Source organism: Streptomyces sp. NPDC003393 (assembly GCF_053589015.1).
Genome location: NZ_JBSFRB010000011.1, coordinates 82805 through 101557, shown reverse-complemented (window position 1 = coordinate 101557; position 18753 = coordinate 82805). Strand labels below are relative to the sequence as shown.

The window sequence follows — 18753 nt, the reverse complement described above, 5'->3', positions numbered from 1 at the left end:
CGTGCCCGCACGCGCGAACCGGTGATCGTCGCGGTCAGGTCGGCTGGGCGGCCACCAGACAGACGTCGTCGTCCGTGTCGGCGATGTCGCAGGTCAGCAGATGGTCCAGATAGTTCTCCAGGCTGTCCACCGGGCGGCCTGCGGCGGTGAGCAGCGTGCGCAGCCCCTGGTCGATGTTCCCGTCGCGGCGCTCGATCAGGCCGTCGGTGTACATGAGCAGGATGTCCTGCGACCGCAGTTCGTGCTGCGTCTCCTCGTACGCGGCCTCGCCGACGGCGCCGAGCAGCAGTCCGTCGGGCGGTGTGAGGGCTTCGGCCCGCCCCCGGCGGGCCAGGACCGGGGGCATGTGTCCCGCGTTGGCCCAGCACAGGGTGCGGGCGGCGGGATCGAACAAGCCGCAGACGACGGTCGCGGTGACCTGCTCGGTGAGGCAGCAGGCGACGGTGTTCAGCCAGGAGAGCAGCCGGCCCGGGCCCGCGCCGGTGATGGCCAGGCCGCGCAGGGCGTTGCGCAGGACGACCATGCCCGTCGCACCCGCGATACCGTGGCCGGCGATGTCACCGACCGTGAGCAGCACCCGGTCGTCGGGCAGGACGACGGCGTCGTACCAGTCACCGCCCACCCGCTGGTCCTCCTCCGCCGGACGGTAGCGCACGGCGACCCGCAGGCCCGCCCTGGAGACCGGCTGCACCGCCGGAGGCATGATGGCCCGCTGGAGCTGCCGGGCCAGGCGGTGCCGCTCCGCGGCCTGCTCCTCGGCGCTGGCCAGTCGGTCCCGCGTGGCGGCCAGTGCGACCTCGGTCCAGGAAAGACGGGAGATGTCCTGGTAGGCGCCGCGTACCGCGACCAGGAGCCCGGAGGTGTCGCAGACGGGTTCGGCGACGACGCGCAGGTGGCGGACCACCCCGTCGGCGCGCCGCAGCCGGAAGGTCACCGCACTCTCCTCCCGCTGGTGCAGCACGGCGCGCAGAAAGCGCCTCACGGCGGCGGCGTCGTCCGGGTGCGCATGTCCGGGGAGCTGGTGCAGAGCCACCGGGGCGGTGCCCGGAGGCAGCCCGTACAGGGTGGACAACTGCTCGGTCCAGGTGATCTCACCGGTGGTCAGGTTCTCCTCGAAGGCGCCGATCCCGCTGACCTGCTGGGCGTGCCGGAGCAGGCCGGTGCGTCGGGCGTCGCCGTCCGGGAGCCGCCAGCTGAGCAGCACCACGTCGCCGAAGCGGGCCAGCCCCACGGCGGCGACCACGGGCGGTGGCGCGGGGCTGCCGGGGAAGGTGAGCACCGTGCTCTGGTCACGGTGGGGGATCCCGGTGTCGTGCACCCGCTTGATCCGCTCGAACAGTCCGCCGTCCGCGGCGAACAGGGGGTATGCCTCCAGCAGCGGCAGCCCGGTCAGCGAGCCGGGGGGACGGCCGGCGGGGTCGGTGAAGCGCGCGTTGGTGTGCTCGATGACGAAGTCGGTGATCCGGCCGTCGTGGTCCCGCAGCGGTCGCAGCAGGGCTGCGGAGTCCAGTACGCCGTCGAGCAGGGCGACGAGGCAGCCGGCCGTCCCGTCGGGCGGGCTGCCCGGCTCCACGTCGCGGCCGGAGAGCGACAGGGCGCACAGCTGCGCCAGGGCGTCCAGCTGCCGGGCCAGTGCCGGGTGGGTGCCGGGACCGGTGGGACCGGGCCAGTGGATCTCCAGGACGCCCACCGGCCGACCGCCGTCCCGGGCGGGCACGACGGTTCGGGTGCCGCCGCTGCCGCCGCCCAGGGTGGGGGGCGGCGCGCCGCCGGACTCGGTGGTCCACAGGGTGCGGTCCTCGGCGACGGCACGCTGGGCCAGGGTGCCGACCCCGGGCGGGACGTAGCGCCAGCGGGCGGCCTCGGCGGGGCCGAACCCGGCCTCTCCGGCGAGCGTGAGCGAGCTGTCGGGGGCGGCCGACCAGACGGCGTCGGCAGTGGCGCCGAGTGGCCTGAGGGCCCGGTCGAGGAGGGCACGGGCGAGGGTCTGGGTGTCGTCACCGGCCAGGATGGCCGCGGCCTCCGTCGTCCGCAGCCGCAAGGCGGTCCCCTGGCTCCGGGGCTTCGCGGTTTCCTGCGCCGTCCGGCCGGTGCCGGTCGCGGTCCGGGCGTCGTGGACCTCCGCGGCGGCGCAGGCGATGGTGTCCGAGGCGGCCTCGCCGACGATGTCGGCGGCCAGTTCGGGCAGGGGCGTCCGGGCGTCGGACGCGAGTTGTCGCAGCTGCCGCGCGGCTTCGGCGGGAGCACAGGTGAGCTTTTCCACCAGGACGCCCTGGGCGAGTTCCACCAGCACCCTGGCCTCGTTCTCCTGCCGCAGGACACGGTTCTCGGCGCTCAGCCGCTGGACGGTGGCCGCCAGCCTGGCCACACCTGTGTCACCGCGCCCCGCGCGAGGCGCGGCGGGTCCGGTGGGAGTCCGCTGCCGCTCGGGCTCGTGCCGCTGCTCCGCCATGGGACTCTGCTCCTCGGCCGGGTACGCACCGGGCGACCGCTCGCCGCGTACCCCTCACCAGCACATCACAGGTCCAGCCGGCGCCGCATGCAGTGGAGCAGCTGCTGGGCGTCGACGGGCTTGGGCACGTAGTCGTCGGCCCCGGCGGCCAGGCACTTCTCCCGGTCGCCGGACATGGCCTTGGCGGTGACGGCGATGATCGGCACCCGGCGGGGTCCGGGCAGGGCCCGGATCGCCGCGGTGGCGGCGTAGCCGTCCATCTCCGGCATCATCACGTCCATCAGGATCAGGTCGACGTCCGCGTCGGCCGCGGTGTCCACACCCTCGCGGCCGTTCTCCGCGTGCAGGACCCGCATGCCGTGCAGCTCCAGGATGCCCGTGACGGCGAAGACGTTCCGGGCGTCGTCGTCGATGACCAGTACGGTGCGGCCGGCCAGCGGATCGGCCTCCTCGGCGGCGGGCTCCGGACCGGCGTCCGGCGCGGGGGCCGACGTGCCCTCGGCGGGGGGTCCGGCGGTGAGGTGGAGGGCGCCCTGTACCGCGGGGTGCACGGTCGGCAGGTACAGGGTGAAGCAGCTGCCCTCGCCCTGGACGCTGTGGGCGTGGATGGAGCCGCCCAGCAGGTAGGCGATCTCACGGCAGATGTACAGGCCCAGTCCGGTTCCTCCGTACTTCCGGCTGCTGGTGCCGTCGGCCTGCTGGAAGGCGCCGAAGATGCTCTCCAGGTGCTGGTCCGGGATGCCGATGCCGGTGTCGCTGACCCGGAAGGCCAGGGCCGGGCCGCTGTGGCGGACGGAGTCGGGCAGATCGGCGTCGGCGCTGTCGGCTGGTTCGATCCGCAGTTCGACCCGGCCCGCCTCGGTGAACTTCACCGCGTTGGAGAGCAGATTGCGCAGCACCTGGCGCAGCCGGGACTCGTCGGTGACCAGGTCGTCGGCGACGCCACCGGCCGTGACGACGTGGAACTCCAGCCCCTTCTGGGCGGCCAGGGGGCGGAAGGTCGTCTCCAGGTAGTCCAGCAGCCGGGGCAGGCGGAAGCGCTCGGGGCTGATGTCCATCTTCCCGGCCTCCACCTTGGACAGGTCGAGGATGTCGTTGATCAGCTGGAGCAGGTCGGATCCGGCGGAGTGGATGACCTCCGCGTACTCCACCTGCTTCGGGGTGAGGTTGTGGCGGGGGTTCTGGGCGAGCAACTGGGCGAGGATGAGCAGGCTGTTGAGCGGGGTGCGCAGTTCGTGGCTCATGTTGGCCAGGAACTCCGACTTGTACTTGGAGGCGCGGGCGAGCTCGCGTGCCCGGTCCTCGAGTTCCTGCCGTGCCTGCTCGATCTCCAGGTTCTTCGTCTCGATGTCCCGGTTCTGGCTGGCCAGCAGCGCGGCCTTGTCCTCCAGCTCGGCGTTGGAGCGCTGCAGTTCCTCCTGGCGGGCCTGGAGCTCCTCCGATCGCGCCTGGAGCTCGCCGGCCAGGCGCCGGGACTCGCCCAGGAGCTCATCGGTGCGGGCGTTGGCGATGATGGTGTTGACGTGGACCCCGATGATCTCCATCAGCTGGTCGAGGAAGTCCCGGTGCAAGGAGGTGAACCGGCCGGTGGAGGCCAGCTCGATGACGCCGAGCACCTGCTCCTCCGCGGTGACGGGCAGCACGATGAGGCTGGCGGGGGCCGCGCTGCCGAGGCCGGAGGAGACGATGACGTAGTCGGCCGGGACGTCGTCCACCGCGATGGCGCGCCGGCTGCGGGCGGCCTGGCCGACCAGTGACTCGCCGAGCCGGAACCGCGTGGGGCGAGTGGAGTTCTCGGGGCGTCCGTAGGAGTCGATGAGGCACAGCCGCACCCCGTCGTGGGTGCCCTCGGAGAGGAAGAACGCTCCGTACTGCGCGGAGACCAACGGCACCAGCTCGTCCATGACGAGCCTGGCGACGTCGTCGAGTTCGCGGCGGCCCTGTACCTGCCGGGAGATCCGGGCCAGGTTGGTCTTGAGCCAGTCCTGCTCCTGGTTGGCCCGGGTGGTCTGCCGCAGGGACTTCACCATGGCGTTGATGTTGTCCTTCAGTTCGGCGACCTCACCGGAGGCGTCCACGGTGATGGAGCGGGTGAGGTCGCCCTCGGCGACGGCACTGGTGACCTCGGCGATGGCGCGGACCTGCCGGGTGAGGTTGCCGGCCAGCTCGTTGACGTTCTCGGTGAGCCGCTTCCAGGTGCCGGAGACGCCCTCCACCTCGGCCTGCCCACCGAGGCGGCCCTCGCTGCCGACCTCACGGGCCACCCGCGTCACCTCCGCGGCGAACGAGGACAGCTGGTCGACCATGGTGTTGATGGTGGTCTTGAGTTCCAGGATCTCGCCGCGGGCGTCCACGTCGATCCTGCGGGTGAGGTCGCCCTCGGCGACGGCGGTGGTGACCTGGGCGATGTTGCGGACCTGCCCGGTCAGGTTGTTCGCCATGGAGTTGACGCTGTCGGTGAGGTCCTTCCAGGTGCCGGCCACATGAGGCACCCGGGCCTGTCCGCCGAGGATGCCCTCGGTGCCCACCTCGCAGGCCACCCTGGTCACTTCGCCGGCGAACGCGGACAGGGTGTCGACCATGGTGTTGATCACTCCGGCGAGAGCCGCGACCTCCCCCTGCGCCTCGACGCCGATCTTCTGGGAGAGGTCGCCCCGGGCGACGGCGGTCGCCACCTGCGCGATGGAACGCACCTGGTCGGTGAGGTTGTACGCCATGACGTTGACGCTGTCGGTGAGGTCCTTCCAGGTGCCGGAGACTCCGCGGACGGTGGCCTGGCCGCCGAGGTTGCCCTCGGTGCCCACTTCGCGGGCCACCCGGGTGACCTCGTCGGCGACCACCGACAGCCGGTCGACCATCGTGTTGATGGTCTCCTTGAGCTCGAGGATCTCCCCGCGGGCGTCCACGGTGATCTTCTGCGAGAGGTCGCCCTGTGCCACGGCGGTCGCCACCTGGGCGATGTTGCGCACCTGGGTGGTGAGGTTGCCCGCCATGGCGTTCACGGACTCGGTGAGGTCCATCCACGAACCCGGCACGTCGGGCACCTGGGCCTGACCGCCGAGGCGGCCCTCGCTGCCGACCTCGCGAGCCACCCGGGTCACCTCGGAGGTGAACCGTGACAGCTGCTCCAGCATGCCGTTGAAGACGGTGGCGATCTCGCCGAGCAGCCCGTCGCCGTCCTCGGGGATCCGGGTGCGGAAGTCGCCGTCGCGGACCGCGGTGAGACCGGCGAGCAGGCGGTGCAACCCGGCCTCGTCCGTCTGGCAGGCCACGCTCGCCGATCCGTCCCGCGCGGCCGCTCGGGAAGCCTCAGCCATCTCCGCTCCCGCCGTACTGGTGCGCCACCGGCCGGTCCGGAGGCTGCTCGCAGGCGCCGGCCCTCGGCGCAGAGACTGCCGTGCCGGCCGCGCCTTCTCTCCAGTGTGCCGCCGACGGCACGGAGCAGCACAGCACGCTCCGGGCCGTCGAAGCAGGTCGACGGCCGCCGTGCGTCGCGCGCCGGATCGGTCGCCGGGCTCCGGCGGGACCAACCGGCGCCCGGCCGCAGGCTTCCGGCCGTCGGCGGAACGGCGTCGTAGCAGGGGGCCGGGCGAGGGCGTCGACTCGGCGGCCTCGAACGGCGGACCGCCGGTCGGGTGGGCCGTGCTTCGGCCCAGCGCCCCGGCGGCCGCGCACCCCCGCACCCACCCGCTCCGCGTCCCGGCCCCGGTGCGGCCACCACCGCCTGCGCGGACCGCACCGGGGCGCGGCGTCCGTCACCTCGCATCGCCGCCGAGCGGCTCCGCTCTCCTCATTCACCACGATGGCACCCCCGCCGTCCCGGAAAGGGCGGCGCCGGACGCGATGCGGCGCAGCCCTTGCACCACGCCGCAGCCGCCGGGCCGGATTCACCCGACCGGCGGCGTGTCCCGGGCGGGCGGACCCCGTCTCCTGGCAGGTCGCAGGCTCGTCCGTCGCCCGCGGAGGCGGCCATCCGATTGCGGGGCGAGCGCGGCCAACTTAGCTTCAGGGCGTCGGAGTTCTCCGACAAAGCCGACATAGGTCTTATGTCGGCCATCCCAGGCATTGAACGGAGCATTCATGTCGGTCATGACCGGTAGCCAGCCCCTGCAGCAGTACGGCCCGCAGATCGGCGGTCCGCAGCAGCAGATCCAGCAGGTGGTCCAGCAGTCGATCCAGCAGGCCTGCCAGCAGGCGAGCCAGCAGGTGGCACACCGCATGCAGCAGACGCTGCAGCAGATCCAGCAGGTCCAGCAGCAGCTGCAGCAGCAGGGCATGGCCCACCAGGCGCACCCGTACCTCGCCGTCGCGCTGCATCACACGCTGCACGCCGGCATCCGCCACGCGGTGGAGCAGTCGGTGCAGCAGGCGCTGCCGACGGCGATCGTGACCCTCCTCCAGCACAGCCAGCAGGGTCAGGGCCAGTACGGCGGTCAGCAGTGGGGTGGCGGCTACGGCTCGCAGTCGTTCGGCCAGCCGTACCAGCAGCCCGGCTACGGCATGGGCCCGATGGGCGGCCAGCCCTTCGGCATCGGCTGACACCCGGCGGCGCGCGATGCGGTGTGCCCAGGACCGGTTCCCGGGCACACCGCATCACCTTCCCGGGCACAGCGCATCACCGTGGAAGCGCGAGCCGCCCCGCACCGGATCAGGAGCACAAGGACGACACAGCCGTGGTGAAGGTGGACGCAATGGTCAAGGAAAGGCCCGGGAACAACCGCGAGAGCGGGTCCGGGGGCGCGGGGGCCGGTGGGCCGGGACCCGACGGCAAAGAAGCGGGGCCACGTGAGAAGGGCGCGCCGGCACCGACCGCGGTGCGCCCGCGCCGGGAGCGGTTCATGGTGACACCGCTGCCGCAGCATCTGCTCCCACCCGGGGTACCCGAACTCGGCATGGACGCGGTGTGCGAGGCGCTCGAGCGGATGCCCGAGGTCACGGTGGTGCGCAGACTCAATGCGCCCGAGAAGCTACGGTCGGCGGGAGTGCACCCCTCCTGCCCGGACATCGCGGTCATCGAGGTGACCGAGGCCCAGGTGCCGTCGATGCAGTCGCTGCCGGTGCACATCGAGCCCGATCTGCCTCTGACCGCGACCCTGCCCGTGTCCCCCACTCCGCCGCCGTCCTCGACGGTCCCGGCCACCGCACAGATCCCGGGCATGCTGCCGCTGCGCGACCCGGGACTGGTCATGCCGCTGGACCGCCCCGTCGACATCTCGCTGCGCGTCAGCGGCCCGGACGGCGAACCGCTGGCCGGTGCGGGGGTGTTCCTGATCGGGGCGACCTGGCCGAGCCAGGGCGTCACCGGGGCCGACGGCACCGTCACCGTGTCACTGGCGACGGAGACCGAGCGGTCCGTCCAGGCGCTGTACGTGCGTCCCGTCAGCGGGTACGCGGACCGCTGGATCCCGCGCCCCGACCTTTCGGCGACCAAGGAGAACCTGGTCACCCTCACCCCGTTGGCCGAGGTGTACCCGGAGCTCGAGCAGCGGCAGCAGTACGGCTGGGGCCAGCAGGCCATGCGGCTCGACCGGCTGCCGCCCACGTTCCGCGCCTTCGGCATCAGGATCGCGCTCATCGGCTCGGGCGTCAGCGCCGAGCACCCCGATCTCAAGGAACGGGTGCGCTCGGGTGCCGACTTCGTCCGCGGGACGGAGGACGGCTGGGAGAACGACACGGTGGGCAGCGGCACCCACGCGGCGGGCGTCATCGCCGGGGCGGACACCGGCAAGGGCGTCATCGGCATCGCGGTCGACGCCGAGATCGAGGTCTGCCGGGTGCTGCCCGACGGACGTTTCAGCGACCTGATCGCCGCCCTGGACCACTGCATCGAGCGAGAGGTCGACATCGCCCACATCGCGGTGACCGCCCCGTACTCCTCGGCGCTGGTCGCACGCAAGCTCGCCGACGCGACCGCGGCAGGTATCGCCTGCGTCGCTCCGGCCGGCGACACCGGCGGGCCGACCTCCTTCCCGGGCTCACTGTCGACCGTGTTCGCCGTGGGCGCGCTGGGCGTCCACGGCTCCTATCCGCAGGACACCTCCCAAGCCACGCACTGCGGGCCGCAGTTGACACCGGAGGGACTGTTCGCCGCCCCGTTCGGCGGCCACGGGCCCGGGGTCGACGCGGCCGCCCCCGGCGTGGCGGTCCTCTCCTGCGCGCCGCACGGCGGGTACACGGCCCTCGACGGCACCGGCACGGCCTCCGCCCACATCGCCGGCCTCGCGGCCCTCGTCCTCGCCCACCACGAGGATTTCCACGGCCAGTTGCTGCCCCGCGGGCCGGGTCGGGTCCAGCATCTGTTCGACATCATCTCGGCCAGCTGCCGGCCCCTGGCCGCGCCGGGGACGGTGGATGCGGCCCGCGTCGGACGCGGCCTGCCCGACGCTCTCGTCGCCCTCGGCCTGACCCCCGGAGCGCAGCCCGGTCCGGCTCCGTATTCCTACGCCTCGTCCGTGGCCGGTTAGCCCGTACGGACCTGACGACACACGGCGGCGCCCGCCCCGAGGGGGTGCGGGCGCCGCCGTCGGCGTTCCACCCCGTCGACCACTCCTGCCACCTGCCTCCGCGGGCCCGGTGGCAGGATCGGTGTATGGGCACCGAGACGGACTGGGTGTACCGGGTGGACGAACCGCACGGTTCGGAGGGCTGGCGCCCCTACGGCCGCGACCCCGAACGCTGGCGCGGCACGATCACCAGCGACGATCCCGACGAGGACGCCAGGTACGCCGCCGCGCTCGTCGCCACGGCCCTGGTGGCCGAATGGCGGACGAACGCCGCCCCCGACGTCCAGCACGTGCGCATCCTCGTCTGGCGCGGCGAGGAGGGGCCCGACGCGGATGCCGTCTTCACGGTGGAGATACGACCGGACATCGACCGCGCGTGACGAAGAGTGACGCACGGGGCCGCGCAGGGCCGTGCGGTCGCCGCTTCGTGGCCGTTCCGTCCGAGGACTGGGCCAAGGACGGTCGGCCGGCGCCCCGGCCGTCTCCGTGTCCATCACCCGTAAGGACGTCACCGGCCCGGAGCAAGCAACGCGAGGTGCGGCCCGAGTCGCGGGGACAGTGGGGTTCAGGAGCCGCGCAGACCCGCCCTGCCGGGGTCGGCGGTCCCGGCCGCACCTGACGGCCGGTTCATCTCAGGGCATCCGCTTCCTCGAGCGGGTGCCCTGTCTGCCGTCACGACCGGACAGGAGTTGGTGAAGTGGAGAAACATGAGGTTCTCACCGGCCTCGACGCGGCGGCCACGTCGAGAACGGCCAAGTCGGTGATGAAGAAGCTGCCCGAGGTCACCGTGTCGTTCTGGATCATGAAGATCGCCGCGACCACCCTGGGCGAGACGGCGGGCGACCTCTTCGCACAGACCCTGAAGCTGGGCTACTTCCTCACCACCATCGCCCTGTTCCTGATCTTCGTGGTGACGTTGGTGGTCCAGCTGCGTTCGAGCCGCTACAACCCGTTCTTCTACTGGACCGTGATCCTGTCGACCAGCATGGCCGGCACCACGATGTCCGACTTCATGAACCGCGACGCCAGCGTGAAGTACCTGCGGGACGGGGCCACGTCACTCGGCTGGGGCCCGCAGGGCCTCGGCCTGGGTTATCCGGCGGGAGCGGCGATCCTGCTCTCGATCCTCCTGGCCGTCTTCCTCGCCTGGAGGCTGAGCGGGATGACGTTCCAGATCCGCGACATCATCACCTTCCAGGGCGAGGCCCTGTTCTGGTCGGCGATCCTCGTGTCCAACACTCTCGGCACCTCCATGGGCGACTACCTGTCCGACAGCTCCGGCCTCGGCTACGCGGGTGGCGCCCTGCTCGTGACCGGGATGCTCGCCGTCCTCGCGGTGCTCAGGAAAGTGCCGGCTGTCCCGAACGTGCTGCTGTTCTGGATCGCCTTCGTCCTCACCCGTCCGCTGGGCGCCACCACCGGCGACTTCCTCACCAAGCCGGCCGCCCAGGGCGGCCTGGACCTCGGCACCATTGGATCGTCCGCCGTCCTGCTCGCCCTCCTGCTCGGCCTGATGGCCTACGCCCAGGCGCAGGAGCGCCGGACCACCGCCGTCACGCCGTAGCAGGGCCGGGTCACGCGGCCGGCCTGCCGAGCGCGGTGCGGCCCGTGCTCACCCGGCGCGCCGGCCGACGCGCAGGACGCTCAGGTAGCGGCGCGGTACCCGGTCGCCCAAGCGCGTGCGGATGCGCTCGGCGACGGCCTCGAGCAGGGGCTCGCGGACGTCCCGGTCGAGCGCCCGGTACAGGGATGTCGTGCGCAGGAGGTCGGTGAAGCCGTCCGCGTCGAGCCACTGGACGGCCGGGTACCAGCGCACGTTCACCGGCCCGAACAGGCCGCCGGGGCCCTCGGCCGGTCCCCACCCCGCGTCGGTGGCGCGCACGTCGTCCTCCAGCGGGGGATGCCCCCAGCCCTGGTTCCCCGGGCTGAAGTGTTCATGGAGGTCTGCGGTCTCGGCGTACACCTCCGGCTCTCCCGGCCGACGGACGACGACATTGCCGAGCAGCGCCATCCAGCCTCCGGCACGCAGCACGTCATGGGCTCGCGGCCAGCCGATCGACGGATCGACCCAATGCCATGAAGACGCGGCCACGAGCACGTCGAAGCGTCTGCCTCGGTCGTCCCACTCCTCGAACGTCGACGTCTCGAGCCGGACGTCGCGGAGGCCGGCGGTTCTCCGGCGGGCCAGTGCCGCCAACGCCGCGCTCGGCTCGACGCAGGTCACCGGGCACCCGAGCGCGGCCAGTGACCGCGTCGCCTGGCCCGTACCGCAGCCGACCTCCAGCACCGACGACGTCCGGTCCAGGCCGGTGACGCCGGCGAGGTCCACGAACCGTTCGTCGGGGTAACCCGGCCGGACCCGGTCGTAGAGCTCCGGCACCTCGCCGAACAGCCGACCGAGGCCGGGTCGATTCGGCGGCGTCTTCGGATCACCGGGCATGAGCACACAAGCTATGCGGTGCGACCACGGGGACGCCACCGATTTCGGCCAGGAAGCACGGACAACCGGGCCTCCCCCACGCTGCCCGGCCGCGTCCCGTATCTCCGCACGCCCGTGAAGTCAACCGTTGACCTGCGGGGTCACTGCTGCAATCTTGACGGGCGACAGCTTGTAGCAAGCGCTTTCCGACCTCGCTCCACGGTCGGCTCTTCCGCGTCAAGGGGGACGCAATGACGGATCGCACCCTGCCCGACGGCACCGGCACCGCCGCGCCGGCCCGCCCGTCGGCCGACACCGCCCGCCGGTCGCTGTTCTCCGGCCACCACACCCATCTGTGGGGCTTCCTGCTCTTCGGCTGGCTGGTCAGTTACGCCGACCGCACGGTGACCGGCCCGGTGATCGCCTGGATGATCGAGAACAAGGCCGGGTTCATCGGCGACACCTCGCATCCGGCGGCCCTGGGCGGCCTGATCGGGTCGATGTTCTTCACCGGCTACATGCTCACCCAGTACGCGGGCGGGCGGCTCGGCGACCGCTACGGGCACCGCGAGATGCTGATCGTCTCACTGCTCTGGGCCGGGCTGATGACCCTGGCGTCCGGGCTGGCCGGCGGACTGATCGGGTTCGTGGTGGCCCGGGTGCTCACCGGTCTGGGCGAGGGCGTCTTCTACTCCAACGACCGGGTGCTGATCATCACTCACACCCCGCCCGCACGTCGCACCCTGGGGCTCGGCGTGGTCCTGTCCGGTCTGTCGATCGGCCTGACCGTGGGCATCCTGGCCACACCGCATCTCATCGACTGGGGCGCCGGTTCCTGGGGCATGGGCGGCCGGGCGTGGAGCATGCCGCTGTACGTGTTCGGCATCTGCTCCCTGCTCGTGGCGGCCGCGACCTGGGCCTTCTTCCGGGCCCGCGGCGACAGCCCGCTCCGGCTCGGGCCGCCCGTGCGGCGGCTGATCGCCTACTCGATCCCGGCCGCCGCGGCGATCATCGCCCTCTTCCTGGCCGCCGACGCCTTCGGCTGGTCCGAGTGGCTCACCGCGATCGGCTCGGGCGTGCTCTTCGCGGCGATGATCACGATCGTGGTCCGCGGCATCGTACGGGCCGGACATGCGGCAACCCTGCTCAACCGCAATGTGTGGCTGGTCTACATCGGCTTCATAGCGGTCATGTGGAACCTGTGGTTCTTCTCGTTCTGGTCGGTGCAGATCGTCGCCGAGGCCGCCCACAGCAGCCTGACCTCCGCCGCCCTCACCGCCGCGTTCAACGCGGGCGCCGGCATCATCGGCTTCCCCGTGGGGGGCTGGATCGCCGACCGCCGTGTACGCGCCGGCAAGGGCCGCAAGCCGCTCGCGGTGACCTGCGCCGCGGCCCACACCCTGCTGGCCGGCGCGTTCGGCGCGAGTCTGCTGGCGGGCGAGCCGTCCCTGCTCCTGCTCGGCCTGTGCCTGTTCTGCTCGGGCCTCTTCTTCAACGCATTGCAGCCCATCGTGCACAGCATGCTGGGCGACCTGGCCGCCGAGGAGCACCGCGGTTCCCTGTTCGGCCTGTTCAACCTCGTCGCCGAGATCGGAGCGGTGGCGAGCCCGGTGGTCAGCGGTGTGCTGCGGGACGCCACCGGCAGCTGGGCGCCCGGCGTCTTCACCGCGGCCGGTGTGATGGCCGTCTCGGTGGTGCTCTACTGCCTGGTCCGGGAACGGATACCGGCCGCCGCATGACCCTCCGGGGTGCCCGGGCCGCCCGCCCGGGCACCCTCCCGTCGGCCGATGCCACCCGCGTCGCACGGGCCCGTGACGTGAGGCTGCGTCCGCCCATGATCCGCCGGAGGGCTCAAGGGAAGCCGTACCGCCCCCGCAGGCGGACGAAATGCGCGGGCGTGAGGATGCGCTCGCACTCCAGCCCCGTCGCCGTGCGCAGGAAGGACACCACCTGGTCCGGGCCACCCGGCCCGACGGGCTGTACCAGTCGTCCGCCCGGGCGCAGTTGCCCGGCCAGCGGCGCGGGCACCTCCGGGAACGCGGCGGACACGATGATCCCGTCGTACGGCGCGCGGTCCGGCGCCCCGCCACTGCCGTCCCCGACGCGCGGCTCGACGTTGCGGATGCCCTGCCGGGCGAGGTTGCGCCGGGCCTCCTCGGCGATGTCCGGCCACAGCTCGATGGTCACGACGTCCGCGGCCGACCGGGCGAGCAGCGCCGTCTGGAAGCCGAGGCCGGTGCCGATCTCCAGCACGTGCTCGTCCCCGCTCAGGCCGAGGCCGTCGATCATCATGGCCGAGAGCGACGGCTGTGTGGTCACCTGCGCGTGCCCGATGGGGAGGGGCACGTCGTCGTAGGCGTGCGCCCGGTGTCCGGTGGGGACGAACGCCGCGCGGGGTGTCTCTCGTACGGCCTGGAGCAGACGCTCGTCGGTGACGCCGGCCTCTCGAACGGCCCGTACGAGTTCCTCGGGCGAAGGGGCGGCTTCGGTCATGTCCGCTGTCTTCCGTGCGCCGGCCGGAGGGAGCGTGCGCCGCCGGGCCCACTGCCGAGGGCTTTCCGGCCGAACGCTCCTTCCCCTGTTCCTGGACATTGTGCGACGCCCCGCCGGCCTGCTCAATCGCATGCTCCGGGGGTGCGCCCGCGCGAAGGGCGAGTGCGGGATCCCACCGCTGCTCCGGGCCCGTTCGGACACGGGGTGCCGGCGGTCACGCGCTGCCCTCCGCGCGTACGACGGGCTGCGTGTCAAGCAGCGACCCGCCCACGCGACGGGTGAGGAGGCGTCAGGAGATCACCTCGAAGGACTAATTGTCAGTCAATCTGCCAAATCCTTGAGGGACTTGAGGCGACACCCGGTGGCGCGCGGTCGCCGGAATACCCCGATCGGCCCCGCCTCCTCGTCGCTTCCGTTCCGCCCGAAATGACAGCTATGGAGGGCCTCATTACGTTCGATCACACCGGCCGCCGATGCCGGACTCTCTGAATTGGAGACAGGAGAAGCAGTGCCATGATCATGAACCGCACCCACGCGATCACCGCGGGTATCGCGGCCGCCGCGGCCCTGGCCGCGACCGGTATCACGTACGCCTCGGCCGCCTCCGCGCCGGAGGCCGCTCCCGCCGCCGCCGTCCAGCAGGCCCCCGTCCAAGCACCCATGGGTGGCGACACCAACAACAACAGCAAGGGCAACGAGGGCAACGACCACGGTGGCGGCAACGACCGCGGCCACGGCGGCCGGGACTACGACAAGGGCTGGATCCACATCAACGAGCGGTCCTACTCGGCCCACACCCAGGGCTGCGCGGTCATCGTCAGCGGCCTGGGCTCCACGAGCCTGAACATCCGCAACGACAGCAAGAAGACCATCGAGGTCTTCCGCGGGCTCACCTGCGACAACGGCGCCCCCATCGCCACCGTCGGCCCGCGCAGCACCAGCTTCGGCGTATTCCCCAAGGACGTGAGGGGCATCCACGTCAAGCACGGAGTGGTCGGCAGCTTCCGCGTCATCGACCGCCACGACGACGACTACGGCGGCGACCGGGGTGGCGACTACGGCGGCGGCCGCGGTGGCGACAACGGCGGTGGCCGCGGTGGCGACAACGGCGGTGACCACGGCGGCGACAACGGCAACAACAACAACGACAACAACGACAACAACGACAACAACGACAACGGCAACGACTGATCCAGCCGCACCGCAGGAAGCCCACCGAGCAGAACCCCGGCCCGCCGTAATCGGGCCGGGGCCCTGCAAGAGACACCCGACACAGAATCCCGGCGCGCCGTCATCGCGCCGGGATTCTCGTCTTGGACCCCGCCCGGCAGTGTCCGGCCGCTCATGGCGCGGCCCACGGGGTCCGGCACTGCCCCATTGTCCCCAGGGTGTGGGGGCTCCCAGTGGCCTGGTCGCCGCTCGCCGCCTGCCCCACCGAGGTCATCACACACCCGGAAGTGCCTAAGCTGCATGTATGCGCATGCGTCCGATCGTCGGTCCCGTACCCGACACCGGCGTCCGTCCCGCCGGCGGGATGGACGAGATCGCCGGGCAACTCGCCGCCGGCGGGGTGGCCGTACTGAGCGGAGCCGGGATCTCCACCGAGTCCGGCATCCCCGACTACCGGGGCGTGACCGGGCGGCACCGACGGCACTCCCCCATGACCTATCAGGACTTCGTCTCGGACGAGGCGAACCGGCGCCGTTACTGGGCTCGCGGCTACGTCGGGCGCCGCGCCATCGCCGCCGCCCGGCCCAACGCCGGGCACCACGCCGTGCAGGCGCTGCGTGCCTCCGGGCATGTGACCACCGTGATCACGCAGAATGTCGACGGGCTGCACCAGGCGGCCGGAACGAGGGACGCCGTGGCACTGCACGGCAGCCTGGACCGCGTCGTCTGCCTCGACTGCGGGGCGATCGGCCCCCGCGACGAGCTCGACACCCGGCTGCTCGCCGCCAACGGGGAGTTGCTCGGCGCGCAGGACGCCGCCCGGCTGCCCGTCAATCCGGACGGCGACATCGAGCTGCCCGACGACCTCGTCGACATGTTCCGCGTCGTGCCGTGCGAGCGATGCGGCGGCGTGCTCAAGCCGTATGTCGTGTTCTTCGGCGAGAACGTCCCCAGGCATCGCACGCAGCGCTGCTTCGACCTGATCGACGCCGCGGACTCGCTCCTCGTCCTCGGTTCGTCGCTGGCCGTGCTCTCGGGGCTGCGGTTCGTGCGGCGCGCCGCGAAGGACGGCAAGCCCGTCGCCATCATCAACCTCGGCCCGACGCGCGGCGACGACATGGCGCACGCGCACGTGGCGCTGCCGCTGGGCGAGGCGCTCACCGAACTGACCGAGCGTCTCGGGATCCGCTGACGTCGGCCTCCCCGGCTCACACACCTGCCGGCTACGCGGCCCCCGCCCACGCACGAACGCGGAACGCATGGTTCGGGGCTGTGCGCACGTCACCGTGCGCGGTTCCACCGGAGGGTCAGTCCGCGCCCCTGCCGGCGCCCGGCCTCGGCGGCCGGCCGGCGTGTGGCCGGGTCCAGCGGGTTGTCGCCGACAGCGGCGCGCGACGCCTCGTCCGGTTCCACGAGCCCGACCTCGACACCCCGCGCGCCGAGCTCCTCCACCGCCTGCTCCAGCGGCTTGTCGCTGGGGAACGGCTCGACCGCTCCCATCGGCACGATCACCAGCACGCGGGACGCGCCGGTCGCGTAGTCGGCGTTGGCCATGGAACGGACGCCACCGTCGACGTACCGTCGCCCCTGGATCGTCACGGGCGGCCAGACCCCGGGGACCGCGCAGCTGGCGGCGACGGCGTCCACCAGGCCGACCCCGGACTTCTTGTCGAACACGCGCGGCCGGCCGCTCTCCGCGTCCACCGCCACGATCTTCAGATCCCGCGCGGGCCAGGAGTGCGAGGGCAGCCGCGACTCGATGACCGCCCGGCGTTCGGGCTCCGGGACCGTCGTGGCGCGGAGCGCGACCTCACCGACCCTGCGCCGCATCTCCTCGACGCCGACGGCGTCGCCGAGCGCCAGGCCGAGGTCCGCGGCGAAGCGCTCCAGATCCATCTCGGCCATGATCTCGGCCGCCTGGAGCCCGGAATCCACCTGCCGGGCGTACAGCTCCTCCAAGGTCAGCCCACCGCCCAACTGGGCCGCCACGGCCGAGCCGGCGGAGGTGCCCACGATGAGTCCGGCTCCGGTGACGTCCTGCCCCGCGTCCGCCAGCCCCGCGAGCAGCCCCGTGATCCAGGCGATCCCTCCGACACCGCCGCCCCCGAGAACCAATGCCTCCGACATGACCGCCCCCTCGACCGCCGACGTTCGTCGTAGGCACCCTAGTACGCCGGTGAAGCGTGGACCGAGGCCAGGCGTACGCCGCGTCGCCGACGCGGGACACGAATTGCGCACCCCGCTGACCTCCCTCCGGGCGAACATCCAGCTCCTGGGGAAGAGTTTCAGATCGGGCCGGGAACTCCCGGAAGAGGCGTTGAACGATCTGCTCGGCTCCGTGGAATCGCAGACAGGCGAACTCGCCGTCCTGATCGCCGACCTCCAGGAGCTGTCCCGCTCGAACGCCCGGCACGGCAAGCCGACGTACGCTGTCGTACCGCCGCACGAGGTGGCCCGGCGGGCCTTGGCGCGAGTCAGGCCCCGGGGGAACGAGGTCCGGTTCACCAGCGACCTGGAGGAGTGGTACGTCGTGGCCGATGCCGCCACCCTCGAACGGGCCATCGTGAACCTGCTCGACAATGCGGTGAAGTTCTCACCACCGCAAGCGGTCGTGAGCCTCCGACTCGAGGGCGGTCGGCTCACGGAACGCGACCAGGGGCCAGGGATCGCCGCCGCGGAGCTGCCGCACGTGTTCGACCGGTTCTGGCGCTCGCCCACGTCCCGGAGTCTGCCCGGCAGCGGACTCGGGCTGGCCATCGTGGCGAAGGCGGTCCAGGAAGCCGGTGGCACGGTGACGCTGCGGCCCGCCGGAACGCAGGGCACCGAGGCCGTCGTACGGATCCCGGGCGCCCGCACCCCGCCCCCGGAGACGACGGCCGCGAGGGGGCCAAGGCAGGAACACCCGTGGACGACCTCCGCCACCCGACCAGTCCCGTCGGAAATCCTTGACGCGTCGGAAATCTCCGACGTATAGTCTTCGCATGCCTGCCGACGTGTTCGGCGTTCTGGCCAACCCAGTGCGTCGCAAACTGCTGGAGAGCCTGCGTGAAGGGCCCCGCTCCACGGGTGAGCTGGCCGGGATGTTCGAGCTGGGGAGGCCGGCGGTCTCCGAGCATCTCGCGGTGCTCCGGACCGCCGGGCTGGTGCGCGAGGAACCGCGCGGCCGGCACCGCTTCTACCACCTACAGGCGGCCCGGCTGGCCGAGGTGAGCGAGTGGCTGCGACCGTTCGAGCACTACTGGAACCGGCGCCTGGACGCGCTGGCCGATCTCTTGGACGAGGAGAACGAGACATGACCGAGGACAACACGATCGAACTCGAGAGGTTCCTGCCCCATCCCCCGGCCGCGGTCTGGCACGCCCTGACCGACCCGGCGCTCCACGCCCGCTGGTGGGCCGCGGGAGACGTCAAGCCGGTCGTGGGTCACCGCTTCACCCTCGACATGGGCGACTTCGGCAAGCAGCCCTGCGAAGTGACCGACGTGGACGAGCACCGGCTGCTGGCCTACCGCTTCGCCGAGGGCTCGCTCGACACCACCATCACCTGGCGGCTGGAGCCGGAAGGCGAGGGCACCCGCCTGCGCCTGACCCACGCCGGGTTCGACCTCGACTCGCCGATGGGCCGGCAGGCGTACCAGGGCATGGGCAACGGCTGGCCCCACGTTCTGGACCGCCTCGTCGGCCTCCTCGGAGAAGCCGCCTGACGCGCCGGGCCGT

General features: G+C 72.1%; 15 protein-coding genes. 10 read left to right on the top strand and 5 right to left on the bottom strand.

Features of this window, described 5'->3' with window-relative positions; translation table 11 throughout:
• Positions 1-34: 34 nt before the first annotated feature.
• On the bottom strand, positions 35-2452 hold the full coding sequence (locus tag ACWDUZ_RS14300) for a SpoIIE family protein phosphatase (RefSeq protein ID WP_451632096.1): 2418 nt from the start codon (positions 2450-2452) through the stop codon (positions 35-37).
• A 65-nt stretch (positions 2453-2517) separates the two neighbouring features.
• Positions 2518-5769, bottom strand: a complete 3252-nt coding sequence (locus ACWDUZ_RS14295; RefSeq protein WP_451632095.1) for a HAMP domain-containing protein — start codon at positions 5767-5769, stop codon at positions 2518-2520.
• 772 nt (positions 5770-6541) lie between these two features.
• On the opposite strand from ACWDUZ_RS14295, the gene ACWDUZ_RS14290 reads away from it, so the two are divergent.
• From ACWDUZ_RS14290 to ACWDUZ_RS14275, 4 genes are all read left to right on the top strand, one after another.
• The gene (locus ACWDUZ_RS14290; protein WP_451632094.1) at positions 6542-6991 is read left to right on the top strand and encodes a hypothetical protein; all 450 of its coding nucleotides are present in this window, start codon (positions 6542-6544) and stop codon (positions 6989-6991) included.
• 299 nt (positions 6992-7290) lie between these two features.
• Positions 7291-8916, top strand: coding sequence for a S8 family serine peptidase (locus tag ACWDUZ_RS14285; protein WP_451632093.1), 1626 nt, complete (start codon positions 7291-7293; stop codon positions 8914-8916).
• 125 nt (positions 8917-9041) lie between these two features.
• Entirely contained in the window at positions 9042-9335 is a 294-nt protein-coding gene (locus ACWDUZ_RS14280) for a hypothetical protein (RefSeq protein ID WP_451632092.1), read from the top strand.
• Positions 9336-9652: 317 nt separating this feature from the next.
• Positions 9653-10519, top strand: coding sequence for a COG4705 family protein (locus ACWDUZ_RS14275; RefSeq protein WP_451632091.1), 867 nt, complete (start codon positions 9653-9655; stop codon positions 10517-10519).
• A 48-nt stretch (positions 10520-10567) separates the two neighbouring features.
• Here ACWDUZ_RS14275 and ACWDUZ_RS14270 read toward each other — a convergent pair whose 3' ends face one another.
• Positions 10568-11395 carry a class I SAM-dependent methyltransferase gene (locus ACWDUZ_RS14270; RefSeq protein WP_451632090.1) on the bottom strand — a complete coding sequence of 276 codons (828 nt, stop codon included), beginning with the start codon at positions 11393-11395 and terminating at the stop codon, positions 10568-10570.
• 230 nt (positions 11396-11625) lie between these two features.
• Between ACWDUZ_RS14270 and ACWDUZ_RS14265 the strand changes: the two genes are divergently transcribed.
• Positions 11626-13113 carry an MFS transporter gene (locus ACWDUZ_RS14265; RefSeq protein WP_451632089.1) on the top strand — a complete coding sequence of 496 codons (1488 nt, stop codon included), beginning with the start codon at positions 11626-11628 and terminating at the stop codon, positions 13111-13113.
• 112 nt (positions 13114-13225) lie between these two features.
• Here the strand turns inward: ACWDUZ_RS14265 and ACWDUZ_RS14260 are convergent, their stop codons facing one another.
• Positions 13226-13867: a protein-L-isoaspartate(D-aspartate) O-methyltransferase gene (locus tag ACWDUZ_RS14260; protein ID WP_451632088.1), complete on the bottom strand. Its 642-nt coding sequence runs from the start codon at positions 13865-13867 to the stop codon at positions 13226-13228.
• 513 nt (positions 13868-14380) lie between these two features.
• Between ACWDUZ_RS14260 and ACWDUZ_RS14255 the strand changes: the two genes are divergently transcribed.
• Together ACWDUZ_RS14255 and ACWDUZ_RS14250 are read left to right on the top strand one after the other, a co-directional pair.
• The gene (locus ACWDUZ_RS14255; RefSeq protein WP_451632087.1) at positions 14381-15058 is read left to right on the top strand and encodes a hypothetical protein; all 678 of its coding nucleotides are present in this window, start codon (positions 14381-14383) and stop codon (positions 15056-15058) included.
• A 283-nt stretch (positions 15059-15341) separates the two neighbouring features.
• A complete protein-coding gene (locus tag ACWDUZ_RS14250; protein ID WP_451632086.1) occupies positions 15342-16229 on the top strand; it encodes an NAD-dependent protein deacetylase in 888 nt (295 codons plus the stop codon).
• A gap of 89 nt (positions 16230-16318) precedes the next feature.
• Here ACWDUZ_RS14250 and ACWDUZ_RS14245 read toward each other — a convergent pair whose 3' ends face one another.
• Positions 16319-17164 (bottom strand): patatin-like phospholipase family protein, encoded by an 846-nt coding sequence (locus ACWDUZ_RS14245; protein WP_451632085.1) that lies wholly within the window; start codon positions 17162-17164, stop codon positions 16319-16321.
• Between ACWDUZ_RS14245 and ACWDUZ_RS14240 the strand changes: the two genes are divergently transcribed.
• From ACWDUZ_RS14240 to ACWDUZ_RS14230, 3 genes are read left to right on the top strand one after another with little or no spacing between them, the layout of a single operon-like run.
• The gene (locus ACWDUZ_RS14240) at positions 17052-18011 is read left to right on the top strand and encodes a sensor histidine kinase (protein WP_451632084.1); all 960 of its coding nucleotides are present in this window, start codon (positions 17052-17054) and stop codon (positions 18009-18011) included. The two genes, ACWDUZ_RS14245 and ACWDUZ_RS14240, sit on opposite strands and share 113 nt — an antisense overlap.
• 7 nt (positions 18012-18018) lie before the next feature.
• Entirely contained in the window at positions 18019-18333 is a 315-nt protein-coding gene (locus ACWDUZ_RS14235; protein WP_451632083.1) for an ArsR/SmtB family transcription factor, read from the top strand.
• A complete protein-coding gene (locus ACWDUZ_RS14230; protein WP_451632082.1) occupies positions 18330-18740 on the top strand; it encodes an SRPBCC family protein in 411 nt (136 codons plus the stop codon). Before ACWDUZ_RS14235 ends, ACWDUZ_RS14230 begins: the two co-directional genes overlap by 4 nt.
• The last annotated feature ends 13 nt before the right edge of the window (positions 18741-18753 follow it).

Bases quoted from the DNA above. Each gene is read 5' to 3' on its own strand.
- ACWDUZ_RS14230 (WP_451632082.1), top strand. From the start codon at position 18,330: ATGACCGAGGACAACACGATCGAACTCGAGAGGTTCCTGCCCCATCCC.
- ACWDUZ_RS14295 (WP_451632095.1), bottom strand. From the start codon at position 5,769: ATGGCTGAGGCTTCCCGAGCGGCCGCGCGGGACGGATCGGCGAGCGTG.
- ACWDUZ_RS14255 (WP_451632087.1), top strand. From the start codon at position 14,381: ATGATCATGAACCGCACCCACGCGATCACCGCGGGTATCGCGGCCGCC.
- ACWDUZ_RS14235 (WP_451632083.1), top strand. From the start codon at position 18,019: ATGCCTGCCGACGTGTTCGGCGTTCTGGCCAACCCAGTGCGTCGCAAA.
- ACWDUZ_RS14280 (WP_451632092.1), top strand. From the start codon at position 9,042: ATGGGCACCGAGACGGACTGGGTGTACCGGGTGGACGAACCGCACGGT.
- ACWDUZ_RS14290 (WP_451632094.1), top strand. From the start codon at position 6,542: ATGACCGGTAGCCAGCCCCTGCAGCAGTACGGCCCGCAGATCGGCGGT.
- ACWDUZ_RS14250 (WP_451632086.1), top strand. From the start codon at position 15,342: ATGCGCATGCGTCCGATCGTCGGTCCCGTACCCGACACCGGCGTCCGT.
- ACWDUZ_RS14260 (WP_451632088.1), bottom strand. From the start codon at position 13,867: ATGACCGAAGCCGCCCCTTCGCCCGAGGAACTCGTACGGGCCGTTCGA.
- ACWDUZ_RS14245 (WP_451632085.1), bottom strand. From the start codon at position 17,164: ATGTCGGAGGCATTGGTTCTCGGGGGCGGCGGTGTCGGAGGGATCGCC.
- ACWDUZ_RS14285 (WP_451632093.1), top strand. From the start codon at position 7,291: ATGGTGACACCGCTGCCGCAGCATCTGCTCCCACCCGGGGTACCCGAA.
- ACWDUZ_RS14270 (WP_451632090.1), bottom strand. From the start codon at position 11,395: ATGCCCGGTGATCCGAAGACGCCGCCGAATCGACCCGGCCTCGGTCGG.
- ACWDUZ_RS14240 (WP_451632084.1), top strand. From the start codon at position 17,052: ATGAGTCCGGCTCCGGTGACGTCCTGCCCCGCGTCCGCCAGCCCCGCG.
- ACWDUZ_RS14265 (WP_451632089.1), top strand. From the start codon at position 11,626: ATGACGGATCGCACCCTGCCCGACGGCACCGGCACCGCCGCGCCGGCC.
- ACWDUZ_RS14300 (WP_451632096.1), bottom strand. From the start codon at position 2,452: ATGGCGGAGCAGCGGCACGAGCCCGAGCGGCAGCGGACTCCCACCGGA.